Origin of the sequence: Roseospira navarrensis (genome assembly GCF_009601025.1) — a bacterium.
GTDB classification, from domain to species: domain Bacteria; phylum Pseudomonadota; class Alphaproteobacteria; order Rhodospirillales; family Rhodospirillaceae; genus Rhodospira; species Rhodospira navarrensis.
The window spans coordinates 1-16,375 of record NZ_WIVE01000054.1 but is presented as its reverse complement, the minus strand read 5'-3'; the positions used below and the strand labels follow the sequence as shown (position 1 = coordinate 16,375).

At 70.5% G+C, this 16,375-nt stretch carries 14 protein-coding genes; 9 read left to right on the top strand and 5 right to left on the bottom strand.

Going from position 1 to position 16,375, the window contains the following annotated elements:
* The first annotated feature begins 25 nt into the window (after positions 1 to 25).
* Together GHC57_RS14605 and GHC57_RS14600 are read left to right on the top strand one after the other, a co-directional pair.
* Entirely contained in the window at positions 26 to 1,132 is a 1,107-nt protein-coding gene (locus tag GHC57_RS14605; protein ID WP_153345548.1) for a TAXI family TRAP transporter solute-binding subunit, read from the top strand.
* Positions 1,133 to 1,175: 43 nt separating this feature from the next.
* On the top strand, positions 1,176 to 2,615 hold the full coding sequence (locus GHC57_RS14600; protein ID WP_153345546.1) for a leucyl aminopeptidase family protein: 1,440 nt from the start codon (positions 1,176 to 1,178) through the stop codon (positions 2,613 to 2,615).
* Here the strand turns inward: GHC57_RS14600 and nikR are convergent.
* The 3 genes from nikR to rfbC all read right to left on the bottom strand — a co-directional run bounded on the left by nikR (position 2,601) and on the right by rfbC (position 5,987).
* On the bottom strand, positions 2,601 to 3,035 hold the full coding sequence (gene nikR, locus GHC57_RS14595) for a nickel-responsive transcriptional regulator NikR (protein WP_170294899.1): 435 nt from the start codon (positions 3,033 to 3,035) through the stop codon (positions 2,601 to 2,603). The genes GHC57_RS14600 and nikR overlap by 15 nt on opposite strands.
* A gap of 595 nt (positions 3,036 to 3,630) precedes the next feature.
* A complete protein-coding gene (gene rho, locus GHC57_RS14590) occupies positions 3,631 to 4,887 on the bottom strand; it encodes a transcription termination factor Rho (protein WP_153345544.1) in 1,257 nt (418 codons plus the stop codon).
* Between the two features lie 533 nt (positions 4,888 to 5,420).
* Complete coding sequence (gene rfbC, locus GHC57_RS14585) at positions 5,421 to 5,987, bottom strand: dTDP-4-dehydrorhamnose 3,5-epimerase (protein WP_153345577.1); 567 nt, start codon at positions 5,985 to 5,987, stop codon at positions 5,421 to 5,423.
* 161 nt (positions 5,988 to 6,148) lie between these two features.
* On the opposite strand from rfbC, the gene rfbB reads away from it, so the two are divergent.
* The 7 genes from rfbB to GHC57_RS14550 all read left to right on the top strand — a co-directional run bounded on the left by rfbB (position 6,149) and on the right by GHC57_RS14550 (position 14,954).
* A complete protein-coding gene (gene rfbB / locus GHC57_RS14580; RefSeq protein ID WP_343031185.1) occupies positions 6,149 to 7,198 on the top strand; it encodes a dTDP-glucose 4,6-dehydratase in 1,050 nt (349 codons plus the stop codon).
* Positions 7,195 to 8,082, top strand: coding sequence for a dTDP-4-dehydrorhamnose reductase (gene rfbD, locus GHC57_RS14575; RefSeq protein ID WP_153345526.1), 888 nt, complete (start codon positions 7,195 to 7,197; stop codon positions 8,080 to 8,082). The genes rfbB and rfbD overlap by 4 nt, the downstream gene beginning before the upstream one ends.
* 183 nt (positions 8,083 to 8,265) lie before the next feature.
* Positions 8,266 to 10,059: a diguanylate cyclase gene (locus GHC57_RS14570; protein ID WP_153345523.1), complete on the top strand. Its 1,794-nt coding sequence runs from the start codon at positions 8,266 to 8,268 to the stop codon at positions 10,057 to 10,059.
* On the top strand, positions 10,056 to 11,393 hold the full coding sequence (locus GHC57_RS14565; RefSeq protein WP_153345521.1) for a DUF2336 domain-containing protein: 1,338 nt from the start codon (positions 10,056 to 10,058) through the stop codon (positions 11,391 to 11,393). The genes GHC57_RS14570 and GHC57_RS14565 overlap by 4 nt, the downstream gene beginning before the upstream one ends.
* Positions 11,394 to 12,192: 799 nt before the next feature.
* Complete coding sequence (locus GHC57_RS14560; protein ID WP_153345520.1) at positions 12,193 to 12,807, top strand: biotin transporter BioY; 615 nt, start codon at positions 12,193 to 12,195, stop codon at positions 12,805 to 12,807.
* A gap of 98 nt (positions 12,808 to 12,905) precedes the next feature.
* Positions 12,906 to 14,486 carry a bifunctional GNAT family N-acetyltransferase/carbon-nitrogen hydrolase family protein gene (locus GHC57_RS14555; protein WP_153345518.1) on the top strand — a complete coding sequence of 527 codons (1,581 nt, stop codon included), beginning with the start codon at positions 12,906 to 12,908 and terminating at the stop codon, positions 14,484 to 14,486.
* 12 nt (positions 14,487 to 14,498) lie between these two features.
* Positions 14,499 to 14,954, top strand: a complete 456-nt coding sequence (locus tag GHC57_RS14550; RefSeq protein WP_153345516.1) for a GFA family protein — start codon at positions 14,499 to 14,501, stop codon at positions 14,952 to 14,954.
* A 281-nt stretch (positions 14,955 to 15,235) separates the two neighbouring features.
* Here GHC57_RS14550 and GHC57_RS14545 read toward each other — a convergent pair whose 3' ends face one another.
* Both GHC57_RS14545 and moaB read right to left on the bottom strand, forming a co-directional pair.
* Entirely contained in the window at positions 15,236 to 15,532 is a 297-nt protein-coding gene (locus GHC57_RS14545) for a hypothetical protein (RefSeq protein ID WP_153345514.1), read from the bottom strand.
* Complete coding sequence (moaB, locus tag GHC57_RS14540) at positions 15,529 to 16,080, bottom strand: molybdenum cofactor biosynthesis protein B (protein ID WP_153345512.1); 552 nt, start codon at positions 16,078 to 16,080, stop codon at positions 15,529 to 15,531. The genes GHC57_RS14545 and moaB overlap by 4 nt, the downstream gene beginning before the upstream one ends.
* Positions 16,081 to 16,375: the final 295 nt, after the last annotated feature.

Here is a 16,375-nt window from a genome sequence, read left to right as displayed (position 1 = left end):
GATCCAGACACGGGGCTCGCGAGGCATGACGAGGATGGATGGGGAGGACACGGCATCGGAGGCGCGGCCGACGCGGCGCGACATCCTCGGCCGTGCCCTGCGCCTGGGTGGCGGCCTGCTCGCCGTCGGCGCCATCGGCCTGCGCCCCGGCGCCGGAAGCACGGCGGGGCCGGCGCAGGCCCAGGACCCGAACACCGCCATCGGCATGCGCTTCATGCGCATCGGCACGGGCTCGACGGCCGGCACCTACTTCCCCATCGGCGGGCTGATCGCCAGCGCCATCAGCCGCCCGCCCGGCGCCCGCCCCTGCGAGCGCGGCGGCAGTTGCGGCGTGCCGGGGCTGATCGCCGTCGCCCAGTCCACCGGCGGGTCGGTGGACAATGTCGGGCTGCTGCGCAGCGGCGCGGTGGACATGGCGCTGTGTCAGGCCGACGTGGCCTACTGGGCGCGGACGGGCTCGGCGGCGTTCGAGGATACCGGCCCCATGCCCGGCCTGCTCGCGCTGGCGCGCCTGTACGAGGAAAAGATCCACCTGGTGGTCCGCGCGGACGGCGATATCGAGCGCGTCGAAGACCTGCGCCAGCGCCGCATCGCGATGGGTGAGCTGGGATCGGGAACGCTGGTGGACGCCCGCCTGCTGCTGGCGGCCCACGGCCTGACCGAGGTGGATATCCTGCCGGTCTACGACAAGCCGGGCCCGGCGGCCGACCTGCTGGCGGCCGGTGAGATCGACGCCTTCTTCTTCATCGGCTCGGCGCCCGTGCCCGTGGTCGCGGCCCTGGCGCGCAGCGTGCCGGTGCGGCTGATCGGGCTGTCCGGCCCGGTCGTCCGGACGATGGCCGACACCCAACCCTATCTGACCCAGGGCGTGGTGCCGGGCGGTCTGTACACGGGCGTGCCGCGCGCCGTGCCCACGCTGTCGGTGGGCGCGGTGCTGGTGGCCACCGACGCCATGGACACCGACATGGCCTATGGCGTCGTGCGCGGCCTGTGGCATCCCAACGTGCGCGCGCAGTTCCAGGACGACGTGGTCGCCGGCACCATGACGCCCGCCAAGGCGCCGCACGGCACCGGCATTCCCTTGCATCCGGGCGCGCAGCGGTACTACGAGGATGAGGGCTATCTGCCCTGACGGATGCCCGCACGCTCCAGACCCGCGCCAGAAGGTCCCCTCCATGTCCGACGCCGCCCTGTTCCGCCCCGACCCGCCCTGCCTGGACACTCTGGTCGAGGACGGGGCGGAGGGCCCCCCGATCCCCCTGACGCCCCTGACCCGCGAGGGCCTGGAGACCTGGCTCGCGGAACGGGATGCGGCCGGGGCCGCCTGGGTGCGGGCCAGCGGCTTTTCGGCCGCCGTCGGCAGCACCTGCCCGGTGCCCGGCCCGGACGGGACCGTGGCCGGGGTGCTGGCGGGGCTGGGAGACGGGACCGACCGCTGGGCCGCCGCCCCGCTGCCGGAGCGCCTGCCGCCGGGGACGTATGCGCTGCCGACGGAGACTCCCGCCGACCGCGCCACCGCGATCACCGAGGCCTGGGCGCTGGCGGGCTATCGCTTCGACCGCTACCGCTCCGCGCCGCAGGAGGCGGCGCGGCCGGCGCTGATCTGGCCCGCCGGCGTGGACCGGGCGGCGGTGCGCCGCCGGGTGGCGGCCGTCGCGCTGGTCCGCGATCTGGTGAACACCCCGGCGTCCGACCTGGGACCGGCGGAGCTGGCCGGTGTCGCGCGCGCCATGGCCGACCACCACGGCGCCGCCTTCCACGAGATCGTGGGGGATGCCCTGCTGCCCGAGGGCTGGCCGGCCGTCCATGCCGTCGGGCGGGGCAGTGCGCGGCCGCCGCGCCTGATCGACCTGCGCTGGGGGCGCGAGGATCACCCGCGCGTCACCCTGGTGGGCAAGGGCGTGGTGTTCGATTCCGGCGGCCTGGACATCAAGCCGTCGGCCGGCATGCGCCTGATGAAGAAGGACATGGGCGGGGCGGCTCATGCCCTGGGTCTCGCCCACGCCCTGATGGACGCGGGGCTGCCGATCCGCCTGCGGGTGCTGATCCCGGCGGTGGAGAACATGCTGTCCGGGTCGGCCTTTCGTCCGCTGGATGTGCTGGAGACCCGCAAGGGCCTGACCGTCGAGGTCGGCAACACCGACGCCGAGGGTCGGCTGGTGCTCGCCGATGCCCTGGCCGAGGCGGACCGGGAGAGCCCGGCCCTGCTGCTGGACATGGCGACCCTGACCGGCGCGGCCCGGGTCGCCCTGGGACCGGACATCCCGGCCCTGTTGACCCGCGACGACACCCTGGCGGCGGACCTGCTGGCGGCCGGCACCGAGGCCGACGAGCCGCTGTGGCGGCTGCCCCTGCACGCGTCCTATCGCAGGATGCTCGACAGCTCGGTGGCCGACCTGTCCAGCACCGGCACCAGCCCCTTCGCCGGGGCGATCACCGCCGGGCTGTTCCTGGCCGAGTTCGTGTCGCCGGAGACCCCGTGGGCGCACCTGGACCTGTTCGCGTGGGCGCCGTCCTCGCGGCCCGGCCGGCCCGAGGGCGGCGCGGCCCACGGTCTGGACGCCCTGTTCCGGCTGATCGCCGGGCGGTTCGGGGGAGGGTCAGGCGTCGGCTAGCGGCGCGGCGGCGGGTTTTGGCGCCTCGGGCACCAGGTGCAGGGCGCCGGACCAGACGCCCGGCTGGGCCAGGACCGAGTCGGCGAACGCCCGGATGTCCCGCGCCGGGCCGCGCAGCATCACCGATTCCATGCAGTGGTCATGGTCGATGTGGACGTGCAGCGTGGCGATGCTGAGGTCGTGCCGGCCGTGGTGGGTGGTGACCAGCCGGCTCGCCAGATCACGCCGGGTGTGGTCGTAGACATAGACGAGGCAGGCGAAGCAGGGCGTTTCGGGCACGTCCTCCAGCCGCTGGCGGTCCAGGACGTCGCGCAGGATATCGCGGATCGCCTCCGACCGATTGGTGTAGCCCCGGCGGCGCCCCAGCGCATCGAAGGCGGCCAGCAGGTCGTCGTCCAGCGATATGGTCACCCGTTCCACGCGGTCCCCCTCCGGTTGGCAGGCCCCTCCGGGTCAGGGCCTCTCCCGGTCCTCGTCAGATGCCGTTGGTTCGAGCCCAGCGGTGAGAAGGTCGGACTCTCGCCCCTCTTTTCGTGTCATCCCGAGCCGCTGAACGCGGCGAAGGATCTGGGGCGGCCGGGTGCCCTCGGGCCGGCCCATGCCCGTCCCGGCCCGAGATCCTTCGGTCGCTCCGCTCCCTCAGGACAACGCCGTGCCTTTTTGGTCTGAGACCACCAGCATCTGACGAGGACCGTTGGTCTCAGTCTAGCATGGCCGTGGAGACATGACCCGGCCCATCCAGGGCAACGGGCTCAGGTTACCATGACGGCACGGTCCGCGCTGTCAGAGCAGGCCTCTCGAGATCCCTCGTCTCGCTTCGCTCACTCGGGATGACAGACTAAAACGATAGGATGTCATCCTGAAGCCGCGAAGCGGCTGAAGGATCTCGAGCGTGGGTCTCCGATCCGCTGCGAAGACCTGCGAGAGCGATCGCGTGAACCTGAGCCCGTTGCCCTGCCGGCCCATCCGACCGGCCGGGGCCGGATGGGGGTCGGGCGCGTATGGAAAACCGGCGCTAGCTGTTCATGGAATCGAAGAAATCGGCGTTGTTCTTCGTGTCCTTCAGCTTGCCCATCAGGAATTCCATCGCATCCTGCACGCCCATGGGCATGAGGATGCGGCGCAGCACCCACATCTTGGACAGCGTTCCCTTGGGGACCAGCAGTTCCTCCTTGCGGGTGCCCGAGCGGGAAATGTCGATGCTGGGGAACACGCGCCGGTCGGCCAGCTTGCGGTCCAGGATGATTTCCGAGTTGCCGGTGCCCTTGAACTCTTCGAAGATCACTTCGTCCATGCGCGAGCCGGTGTCGATCAGCGCGGTGGCGATGACGGTCAGCGAGCCGCCTTCCTCGATGTTGCGCGCGGCGCCGAAGAAGCGCTTGGGCCGTTGCAGGGCGTTGGCGTCCACGCCGCCGGTCAGCACCTTGCCGGAGCTGGGCACCACGGTGTTGTAGGCGCGCGCCAGGCGGGTGATGGAGTCCAGCAGGATGACCACGTCGCGCTTGTGTTCGACCAGGCGCTTGGCCTTCTCGATCACCATTTCCGCGACCTGGACGTGACGGCTGGCCGGCTCGTCGAAGGTGGAACTGACCACCTCGCCCCGCACCGAGCGGTCCATGTCCGTCACCTCTTCCGGGCGCTCGTCGATGAGCAGCACCATCAGGTAAACGTCGGGGTGGTTGGCCGAGATCGCGTGGGCGATGTTCTGCAGCATCATGGTCTTGCCGGTGCGCGGCGGCGCGGTGATGAGCGCGCGCTGCCCCTTGCCCAGCGGGGTGACCAGATCGATGACCCGGGTGGTGTATTCCTTGCGGGTCGGGTTCTCGATTTCGAGGGTCAGCTTCTCTTCGGGATAGAGCGGGGTCAGGTTGTCGAAGTTGATCCGGTGGCGGACCTGATCCGGCTCCTCGAAGTTGATCTTGTTGACCTTGAGGAGCGCGAAGTAGCGCTCGCCGTCCTTGGGGGCGCGGATCTGCCCCTCCACCGTGTCGCCGGTGCGCAGCGAGAAGCGGCGGATCTGGCTGGGCGACACATAGATGTCGTCGGGCCCGGGCAGGTAGTTCGCCTCGGGCGAGCGCAGGAAGCCGAAGCCGTCCTGCAGGATTTCAAGGACACCCTCGCCGAAAATGGCGGTGTCGTTGTCCGCCAGTTGCTTGAGGATGGCGAACATCATTTCCTGGCGACGCAGTGTGCTCGCGTTCTCGATCTCCAGTTCCTCGGCGAACGCCAAGAGGTCCTTGGGAGATTTCTTTTTCAGATCCTGAAGATGCATTGTGTTCTCGACACTCGAACGGGAAGAGACATCGGGAGAAGCCGGCACCGGAGACCCGGTCGCGGGGGCCGCTGGGTCAGCGGAGGGCCGCGCGGAGGCTCGGGGACGGGTCGCCCCAGTGCCGACGCAGGGTGCCGACGCAGGGTGCCGACGCAGGGTGCCGACGCAGGGTGTCGGCGCGTGATCGTCGAACCCAGGGAGGCCGGAGCCCCCGGAGGAGGAGGCTCCCCAGGCCGGAGCCGGGACAGGCGCGGACGGGCGGTCACGGATATGCCGGCTCTCCGAATCGCGCCGGCTGGATGGCGGCGGTCATCGTACGCCGGTTCTCGGAAACGGTTGCCCGTTCCATGGAAACGGGAAATCACAAGGCCCCGCGTTCGCCAGGAGCGGCGTCACAAGATGACCGGGACGTCTGTGTCAGGGAGAGACTAGCACCGGGTGAGAAGCACCCGATCCATCACAAATGTACGAAAGCTCCTTCGCGGGCGCAAGAAAAATCATCCCTGCGCCCCGGATTGGCGGCGAGCCTGGGGTCAGCCGGCGGTGAACCAAGCCGGGCCGTCGCGAAGCCGGGGCTGGCGGGCGTCCTTTTCGGACAGCACCGGGCGGTCCAGCCCGGCGGGCAGCGGCCAGTCGATGGCCAGATCCGGATCGTCCCAGGCGAGGCCCTTGTCGCAGTCCGGCGCATAGAAGGCCGTGACCTTGTATTCCACCTCGGTGTCCGGGGTCAGGGTCAGGAAACCGTGCGCGAATCCGGCCGGCACCAGGATCTGGTTCCACGCCGCCGCGCTGATCTCGGCGCCCACCCAGCGGCCATAGGTGGGCGAGCCCGCGCGGATGTCCACCGCCACGTCCCACACCGCCCCCCTGACCACGCGCACGAGCTTGTCCTGCGCCATGGGCGGGGTCTGGAAGTGCAGACCGCGCAGGGTGCCCGGCGTCGCCGACAGGGAGTGGTTGTCCTGCACGAAATCGAGATGGATCCCGGCCTCGGCCAATGCGTTCTTGTTGTACGTCTCGGAGAAGAAGCCGCGATGATCGCCGAACTTGCGGGGCTTGAGGATCCGCACCTCGGGAATGTCCAGGGCCTCGATCTCCATCATCCATCCTCCGCCGCGCGCTGGCCGGTCCAAACGCACGCCGGTGTAAGCCCCGCCGGGTCGGGTTACAACCTTGAAAACGCATGACAGGTCCCGGGGCGGTTCGCTATATCGGCGGGGGACCGGGTCCGTCGCGACCGGGAAAAAAGGGGGCACACACCGTGAAGGTTCTCATCACCGGCGGCTGCGGATTCATCGGATCGGCCGTCATCCGTCATGTGCTGGAGACCACCGACGCCCGCGTGGTCAACGTGGACTGCCTGACCTACGCCGCCAATCCGGCGTCGCTGGCGGACTGGGCCGACGATCCCCGCTACGCCTTCGAGCCGGTGGACATCCGCGACGCCGCCGCCCTGGCCCGGGTGTTTTCCGAGCACGACCCGGACGCCGTCATGCATCTGGCGGCCGAGAGCCACGTGGACCGCTCCATCGACGGGCCGGCCGCCTTCATCGACACCAACGTGGTCGGCACCTATCAACTGCTGGAGGCCGCGCGGGCCCACTGGAAGGGCATGACGCCGGACCGACAGGCCGCCTTCCGCTTCCATCACGTCTCGACCGATGAGGTCTTCGGCACCCTGGGCCCCACCGGCCTGTTCACCGAGGAGACCGCCTACGCCCCCAACAGCCCCTATTCAGCGTCCAAGGCGGGATCGGATCATCTGGTGCGGGCGTGGCATCACACCTACGGACTGCCGGTGGTGGCGTCCAACTGCTCGAACAACTACGGGCCGCGCCAGTTCCCCGAAAAGCTGATCCCGCTGATGATCCTGAACGGGCTCGACGGCACGCCGCTGCCGGTCTACGGCCGGGGTGAGAACGTGCGCGACTGGCTGCACGTGGAGGACCACGCCCGCGCCCTCTGGACCATCCTGACCAAAGGCCGTGTCGGCGAGAGCTACAACGTGGGTGGCGACAGCGAGCGCCGCAATCTGGAGGTGGTGGAAACCATCTGCGACACGCTGGATGCGCTGCGCCCGGCCGACCAGCCGCGCCGCGACCTCATCACCTTCGTGACGGACCGGCCGGGCCACGACTTCCGCTATGCCATCGACGCCACCAGGATCAAGCGCGAGCTGGGCTGGGCGCCGGTCCACGACTTCACCAGCGGCATCCGCCAGACCATCGAATGGTATCTGGACAACGAAGCCTGGTGGCAGCCGCTACGCGCCGGGGTCTACGCCGGCCAGCGCCTGGGGGTGAGCAAATGACGGCGCGCGTTCTCGTCACCGGCGCCACCGGACAGGTGGGCACCGAACTGGCCCGCGTGCCCTGGCCCGAGGGTCTGGCGCCGGTCGTGGTCGGGCGCGAGACCCTGGACCTGGCGGATCCCGAGGGCGCGGCCCGGGTGGTGCGCGACGGCAGCTTCGCTCTGGTCATCAACGCCGCCGCCTATACCGCCGTGGACACGGCGGAGGAGGAAGAGGACCTCGCCACCCGCGTGAACGGCGACGGCCCGCGCGCCCTGGCCATGGCCTGCGCCGACCGGGGCATCCCGCTGGTCCACGTCTCCACGGACTACGTGTTCGACGGCGCCAGGGCCGGAGCCTATTCCGAGACCGATCCGGTTGCCCCCCTGGGCGCTTACGGCCGCTCCAAGCTGGCGGGCGAGGTCGCGGTCCGGGCCGAGTGCCCGCGTCACGTGATCCTGCGCACCGCCTGGGTGTTCAGCGCCCACGGCAGGAACTTCGTCAAGACCATGCTGCGGCTGGCCGCCGAAAAGCCCGCGTTGCGCGTCGTCGCCGACCAGCACGGCTGTCCCACCGCCGCCCACGAGATCGCCCGGGTGCTGGTGGAGATCGCCCGCCAGATCGTGCTGGAGCGCCGCGAGGACGCCTTCGGCACCTATCATTTCGCGGGGGCCGGGCCGACCACCTGGCACGCCTTCGCCGAGGCCATCGTGGCCACGCAGGCGGCGCGCACCGGCCGGCGTCCGCCGGTGCATCCGATCCCGACCGCGGACTACCCCACCCCGGCGCGGCGGCCGGCGAACGCGGTGCTGGACTGCACGCGCCTTGCCGAGACCTTCGGCCTGCGGGCCCGCCCCTGGCCCGACACGCTGGCCGAGGTGCTGGCCGACCTGGACCTGGCCTGATACGACCGGCGGGGGCGCGTGACTCACCCGCCGCGCGGCGCCCGGATCACAATCGGCCCGATCACAATCGGATCGTGCCTTTGCGGCGGGAAGGCTGCATACTGCGGCGTCGGGCCGGGCGGACCGGAGGTCTGATCCCCGCCCTTCACCGTCAGGACGGGCCATCTGGGATCGAAACCAACCGTGCATCCATCGCGGCCCCAGGACGAGGATCTCATCGCGCCCCGGCGGGACCCGGGGGGCTCCGGCACGTTCGCGTTGGAGACCGTGCTGGCCCACGCGGGCCCGGCGGCCCTGCTGGACGCCACGGGGCAGGTGCTGGAACACAATGACCCCGGCCGGTGCCTGGCGATCCTGTTCGCGCATCCGGGCCTGGAGGATCTGCGCGTCGGCGTGCGCGAATGCCTCGCCCGGGGCGCACCCGTCACACGGCTCGTGCGCGGCGCGGGCCTGCCCGACGGGCCGGACAGCCTGGACATCCTGCTGCTGCCGGCGGCGGAGGGGGACCGGGTGGCCGCCCTGGCCCGCGACACCTCGCTGGACTCCTCGCTCCAGGCGGCGCTGACCGAGAGCCGGGCGCGGTTCAAGGACTTCGTGGCGCTGTCCAGCGACTTCTCGTGGGAGACCGGCCCGGACGGACGGCTGGTGTTCGTCTCGCCCCCCGGCGCGCTGGGCCGCGAGGCCCGCGACATGGTCGGCGGCGATCCCCTGGACCTGCTCGACGACAGCGCGCGGGCCGCCGGCGAGACCCTGTTCCAGGCCCAGCGCCGCGTGCGGGACCTGGAACTGTGGGCGCGCGACCGGCGCGGCCGGCGGGTGCGGCTGCTGGCCTCGGCCATGCCCATGAGCGACCCGCACGGCGGCTGGATCGGAGCGCGCGGCATCTGCCGGGACATCACCGAACAGCACGTCCGGGATCTGGCCCTGCGCCGGGCGCAGGAACGCGACCGCGTCCGCAGCCATGTGGTGCGCACCTTCCGCGACCAGGTGGACGTGGAAACCATGCTGACCGTGGCGGCCGAGGCCCTGGCGCTGGGCGTGGGGGCCGCCGCCTGCCAGATCCTGCGCCGCCCCATCCCCGGCCACACCATCGACGTGGCGGCGCTCTCCGACCAGGGGCCCTGCGAGGACCTGATCGTCGGCGGCCAGTTCGGCCTGCCCCCCACGCCGCCGCCCCTGGCGGCCCTGACCCGGGCCCTCGGCGGCGACCTGCGGGACCGGGGGGGCAGTCCGGCGAGCTGGGAAGGCCAGGTGGACGACCACGCGCTGGTGGTCATCGGCACCAGCTACCGGCAGCAGCCCAACGGCGCGCTGGTGCTGTGGCGCCTGCGCGAGCGCGGCGGCTGGACCCCCGACGACCGCATGCTGATCCTGGATGTCGCCGGCCAGGTGGGCATCGCCAACGAGCAGATCGCCCGCTATGAAACCGTCATCGACATGTCGCGCACGGATTCGCTGACCGGCCTGATGAACCGGCGCGCCTTCATGCAGGATGCCGAGCGCCGCATGCGGCGGCTGGAACGCTCGCAACGGCCGGCCGCCCTGATGTACGTGGACCTGGACAACTTCAAGCTGGTCAACGACCTCCATGGCCATGCCCGGGGCGATCAGGTGCTGGTGATGCTGGCCGACATCCTGCGCACCCACATCCGGCCCACCGATCTGGTGGGACGCCTGGGCGGCGACGAGTTCGCGGTCTGGCTGGAGGACGCGGACGACACCGTCGCCTGCCAAAAGGCCAACGACTTCCTGAACGGCAGCGTCATGCTCGGGGCGCTCAGCGCCAGCACCGAGGCGCCGCTCGCCATGTCCATCGGCATCGCCGTCACCGGGCCCGGCCTGACCGAGTCTCTGGAGGCGTTCTGCGCCCGGGCCGATTCGGCCATGTACACGGCCAAGCAGTCCGGCAAGGGGCGCTTCCACCTCTGTCAGGCCGGCGCGGGGGGCACGGCCTGCCTCGGGGAGCCGGGGCCATGACCGATCTGCTGCGGCGTCTGTTCGAGGCGGGCCAGGACGCCGCCCTGACCTATGAGGAGAGCCGCACCCTGGCCGCGCACGACGACGTGACCGTGCGGCGCGAGCTGGCGCGGCGCACCGACGTGCGGCCCGAGGTGCTCTACTACCTTGCGGAGGATTCGGACGCACAGGTGCGCCGCAATATCGCCGGCAACGCGGCCGCGCCCATCAAGGCCTACCTGCTGCTTTCGGACGACACCGACCCCGATGTCCGCCTGACCCTGGTCGAGCGGATCACCGAGCTGGCGCCCGGCCTGTCCGAGGGCGAGCAGGACCGCGTCCACCGGCAGGTCCACGACGTGCTGTCCCGGCTGGCCCGCGACCAGATCCCCCGGGTGCGCGCCCTGCTGTCCGAACTGCTGAAGGACCTGGCCGACGCCCCGGGGCCGGTGATTCGACGGCTCGCGCGGGACGTGGAGATCGCCGTCTCCGCCCCGGTGCTGACCTTCAGCCCGGTGCTCTCGGACCAGGACCTGCTGGAGATCATCCACGCCCCGCCGACCGACGGCGCGCTGGGCGCCATCGCCCGCCGTCCCGCCGGACTGGCCGAGCCGGTCACCGACGCCATCGCCGCCAGCGACGACATTCCGGCCATCACCGACATGCTCGCCAACCAGGGGGCGCAGATTCGCGAAGAAACGCTGGACTGCCTGATCGACCGCGCGGGCGCGGTCCCCGCGTGGCACGCCCCGCTGGTCGCGCGGCCCCGGCTGCATGCCGACGCCGGGCGGCGGCTGGCCATGTTCGTCTCGGACACCCTGGTTCAGGCGCTCATGCTGCGTCGGGACCTTGCGCCCGGGGACGCGATGGCGGTGGCCTCGGAGGTGCGCCGCCGCCTGGGTCGCGAGGGCGACGGCAACAGCCTGATCGACTACGGCCCGAACTGGCGGGAGGACCTGATCCGAATCGCCGCCCAGGTCCGCGACGAACTGGAGTCCGTCGGCGCGGGGGCCGGCGCCGAGATGCTGCGCGGCACGATGGCCACCGGCGACCGCGTGCGCGCCATCGCCGTCGTGGCCGCGCTGGCGGGGGTCTCGCCGCTGGCGGTGGCGGCGGCGGTGCGCACGGCGAGCGCCAAGGGCATGGCTTCGCTGGCCTGGAAAGCCGGCCTCTCCGCCGAGACCGCCACGGCGTTGCAGGGCTGGCTGGCCGGGGTTCCGCCGGACGAGATCCTGTCGCCGCACCCGGAGTCCGGGGCCTTTCCCCTGCGCGAAGCCGAAATGGAATGGCAGGTGGAAATGTTCTGCGAGACCGAGGCGCGGGAAAGCGCGGGCGAAGACCTGCCCGGGACATGACGGCGCCATGGCGCAACGCCGGGGCCTTGCAGGGCCATCGGGTCATAGGGCGTGTGGGTGTAAAGACGGGGTGCAGGGCGGATTCGACCCGCGCCGCGGGGCCATCCGCCGGATTCGGTCCCGCACGCGGCGCACTGCCCGACGCTTCGCGTCGGTCGAGTGCGCCCTACATGTCACGGGGGTGTTTCGCGCGCCCAACTCGCGTGCGCCGGACGGGGCTTGCAGCCCCGTCCGGACCGTTTCGCCCAATGGAGCGAGATGAAAACGGTCCGGGCGGGTGCGCGACACCGTAGGGTGGATTCGACCCCGCCCGTTTCCCGACAGGGAAACGCGGCGGGGGCACTCCACCGCACGGCCGCAAGACGGCGGGGTGCGCCTTCGGCGCGAACCCGCCCGACGCGGTCTCGCATTTTTCGCCAAACGCGGCTTCATCCGATTGCCCTGCCCGCCCTGGCAGGGCGACGGGCTCAGGTTAACGGGATCGCTCTTCCAGGTCTTTGCAGGGGGTCGGAGACCTGCGCTCGAGGTCCTTCAGCCGCGTCGCGGCTTCAGGATGACATCCTATAATTTTAGGGTGTCATCCCGAGTGAGCGAAGCGAGACGAGGGATCTCGAGAGGCCTGCTCAGGCGGCGCGGAACAGACCGTCATGTTAACCCGAAGCCGTTGCCCTGCCCGCCCTGCGCGCGCGCTTGCGGGTTTCCGCCAGACTGACTACCATCCGCTGCCAGCACACCGGCTCCGCCGGTCGCGGACAACCGGCCTGGAGCAAACCGGGCCCCAGGTGGAGAGAGAGACCCCATGACCACGGCGACCCTGACACACAACACCCTGGCCCAGGCCCTGTGGCCGACCGGCGCCCGCTCCGACGGCGCCCTCAGCCCGGCCCTGCGGGCGGTGCTGCTGGCGGTGGCCGGCAGCCTGCTGCTGACCCTGTCGGCGAAGGTTCAGATCCCCATGTGGCCGGTCCCCATGACCATGCAGACCTTCGCGGTGCTGGTCATCGGCGCCGCCTACGGCTGGAAGCTGGGCGGGGCGACCGTCGCGCTCTATCTGGCCGAGGGCGCCATGGGCCTGCCCGTGTTCGCCAACACGCCGGAGCGCGGCATCGGCCTCGCCTACATGATGGGCCCCACCGGCGGCTACCTGATGGGCTTCATGGCCTCCGCCATGGTCCTGGGCTGGCTGGCCGAGCGCGGCTGGGACCGCTCCATCGGCGGCACCCTGGCGGGCATGACCCTGGGCACGGCCCTGATCTTCGGCCTGGGCTTCGCCTACCTGTCCACGCTGATCGGCGCCGAGGCCGCCTGGACCGCCGGCGTCATGCCGTTCCTGCTGGGCGCGGCGCTGAAGATCGCGCTGGCCGCGGCCGTGCTGCCGCTGGCCTGGCGTCTGGTGAGCCGCCGCGCCCGCTAGACCCGCCCCGAACCGCCAAGGCACTGGACCCCCCGCGCGGGGGTCCTTTGCTTTGGGCTGCCCGCCCCCCTGATTCCCACGACCATGGAGGCGCCTTGATGGCCGCCGACGACACCAGCCCCGCCGCCGACGAGCAAAAGCCGCGCCTGATCGTGCGGCAGGCCGCCGCCGAGGATATCGATTCCGTGCGCGGCCTGTGTCGCCGGGTGTATCCGGATGTGGCGCCCTACAGCCCCGCCGCCCTGCGGGCCCACCAGCAGCACTTCGCCGAGGGCCAGTTCGTCGCCGTCTACGAGGGCGAGGTGGTGGGCTACTGCGCCACCTTCCGCATCGCCGAGGCCGCGGCCTTCGCCCCCCACACCTGGACCGAGATCACCGGCGGCGGGCTCGCCGCCCGTCACGATGCCGAAGGCGACTGGCTGTACGGCATGGAAGTCTTCGTCGATCCGGCGTTCCAGGGCTTCCGCATCGGCCAGCGTCTCTACTCCCAGCGCAAGGCGCTGTGCCAGCGGCTGGGCCTGAAGGGCATCGTGTTCGGCGGCCGCCTGCCGGCCCTGCAGCGCCGAATCAAGAAGGTGGGCTCGGCCGAGGCCTACGTGCAGGCGGTGCGCGACCGCAAGATGCGCGACCCCGTGCTGTCCTTCCAGATGCGCAACGGGTTCGAGCCCATCGGGGTGCTGGAGAACTACCTGCCCTCCGACAAGGAATCCCTTGGCTACGCCGCCCATCTGGTGTGGCGCAATCCCAAGTACAGCGGCCAACAAAGCGGCGGCCGCACGGCGCGCTCGCGCTATTCCCAGCGCACCGTGCGCGTCTCCATCGTGCAGTACCAGCAGCGCCGCGTGCGCTCGTTCGAGGAGTTCGGCCACAACATCGAATACTTCGTGGACGTGGTCGCGGACTACCGCTCCGACTTCGTGGTGTTCCCCGAGCTGTTCACGCTGCAGCTTCTGTCGATCGAGAACCAGCGCATCCCGGCGTCGGACGCCATCGCCACCCTGACCCGCTACACCGAGCCCCTGAAGGAGCTGCTGAGCCGACTCGCCGTCAGCTACAACATCAACATCATCGGCGGCTCGCACCCGACCATGGGCGAGGACGGCAAGATCCTGAACATCTGCTACGTGTGTCTTCGCGACGGCTCGGTGCACCAGCAGGTCAAGATCCACCCCACGCCCAACGAACGCTTCTGGTGGAACATCGAGGGCGGCGCGGCCGCCCAGACCATCATGACCGACTGCGGTCCCATCGGCGTGATGATCTGCTACGACAGCGAGTTCCCGGAAATGGCCCGCCATCTGGTGGACCAGGGGGCGCAGATCCTGTTCGTGCCCTTCTGCACCGACGAGCGGCAGAGTTATCTGCGCGTGCGGTATTGCGCGCAGGCGCGGGCGGTGGAAAACCAGTGCTACGTCGTGCTGTCCGGCAACGTGGGCAACCTGCCCAACGTCGAGAACATGGACATCCAGTACGCCCAGAGCTGTATCCTGACGCCGTGCGACATGCCGTTCGCGCGCGACGGCATCGCGGCCGACACCACACCGAACGTGGAGATGGTCGCCTTCGCCGACCTGCGCATGGAGGACCTGGCCGCCGCCCGTCAGAGCGGCACCGTGCAGAACCTGCGCGACCGGCGATTCGACCTGTATTCCGTGGCCTGGAACAGCCGGAAGGGATAGGGAGGCGAGATCATGACCGACGCCACATCCGGGACCGCCCGCACCGGCGGCTGTCTGTGCGGGGCCGTGCGGTTTTCCGTGGCCCTTGAGGCGGCCGAGTTCTCGGCCTGCCACTGCTCCATGTGCCGGCGCTGGATCGGCAGTCCCATGCTGGCCGTGCACTGCCCCGCCCCCATCACGTGGCAGGGCGAAGAGCACATCGTCCGCTATCGCTCGTCGGAGTGGGCGGAGCGCTGCTTCTGCGGCCGCTGCGGCAGCAGCCTGTTCTATTTCCTGATCCCGACCGGCGAAACGGTGCTGGCCCTGGGCGCATTCGACGACCAGGACGGGTTCGCCATGACCAGCCAGATCTTCATCGACGAAAAGCCGGCGGGCTACGCCTTCGCCAACGACACCCCGACGATGACGGGGCCGGAGGTGTTCGCGATGTACGCCCCCAAGGTGGAGCCACCCGGCGAGGACGGGTGAGCCCAAGACGGTCCGGGATCATACCAGGGCTCCGAACCCGGATTACCGTTCTGTGACGCCGTTGGGGTCGAACCTACCTCCCGAGATCCTTCGGTCGCCCCCGGCGACGCTGCGCGTCGCCGCAAAGGAGCGCGACCATCGGAACGATGGTCGCGGGGGCTCTCTCAGGATGACACACTTTTAATAGATATTGTCATCCTGAGTGCCCTAAGGGCGCGAAGGATCTCGTGATGGGGCACGAACCATGACACCTCTGTCATCTGGATTCGGAGCCCTGGGGATCACCCCACCCGGGGGGCGCCCGTCTCGGGCGCGCGGGCGATGCGGCGGCCCTCCGGCTTCAGCGTCACCTTGTGAACGCCGGGGCTGATCTCGCGCGACTCCACCCAGTTGCGCTCCACGCACTCCACCAACGTGCGCCACAGGATGGACGAGGGCGCCACGCCGGTGATCCCGATATCCCCCGACATGGCGACAAGCTGGAGCAGCAGGCGTTGCTGCGGCAGCACCGTGACCGGCAGCACCGGCGTCCGGACCGGCGGTGGAGGGGGTGGCGGCGCCGGCGGCCGGGCGATCATGGCGCGGTCCCGCCCTTCAGGTGCTCCAGCAGGCGCGGCATCAGCTCCACGAAATTGCAGGGCCGGTAGCGGCTGTCCAGTTGGGTGGCAAGAATACCGTCCCAGGCGTCCTTGCAGGCCCCCGTGGAGCCCGGCAGCGCGAACAGATACGTCCCGTGCGCCACCCCGGCGATGGCCCGGGACTGCACCGTGGACGTGCCGATGGTCTGATAGCTGAGCATCCGGAACAGTTCGCCGAAGCCCGGGATGGTCTTTTCCAGCACCCGGTCCAGGGCCTCGGGGGTCACGTCGCGCCCGGTGACGCCGGTCCCACCCGTCGAAATCACCGCATCCACCTCGGGATCGTCGATCCAGGACCGCAGCCGCTCGGCGATGCGGTCGGCGTCGTCCTCCACGATGGCCCGGGCCGCCAGGACATGGCCGGCCGCCTCCAGGCGGGACACCAGGGTGTCGCCGCTGCGGTCGTCCTCCAGGGTGCGGGAGTCCGACACGGTCAGCACGGCGATGCGGACGGGCAGGAAGGGCAGGGACGGATCAATACCAGGCATGGGGCGGTCCTCTGGTGAACGGGTCCACGATCACGTTAGTGCGCGCCGGACCGAAACACAAAGGGGCACCCGCCTGGACCAGGGCTCCGAATCCAGATGACAGGGGTGTCATGGTTCGTGCCCCATCACGAGATCCTTCGCGCCGTTCGGGCGCTCAGGATTGTCTGTTTGATTTGTGGCATTGTGGAGATGCCGGGTTGCGGGGCCCCGGGTGGCCACCCGGGGCCCCGCACCGGATCGTGTGATCGTCTCAGGATGGGGTCTTTGCCCGTTGTCATCGTGATCCGCGATCCGG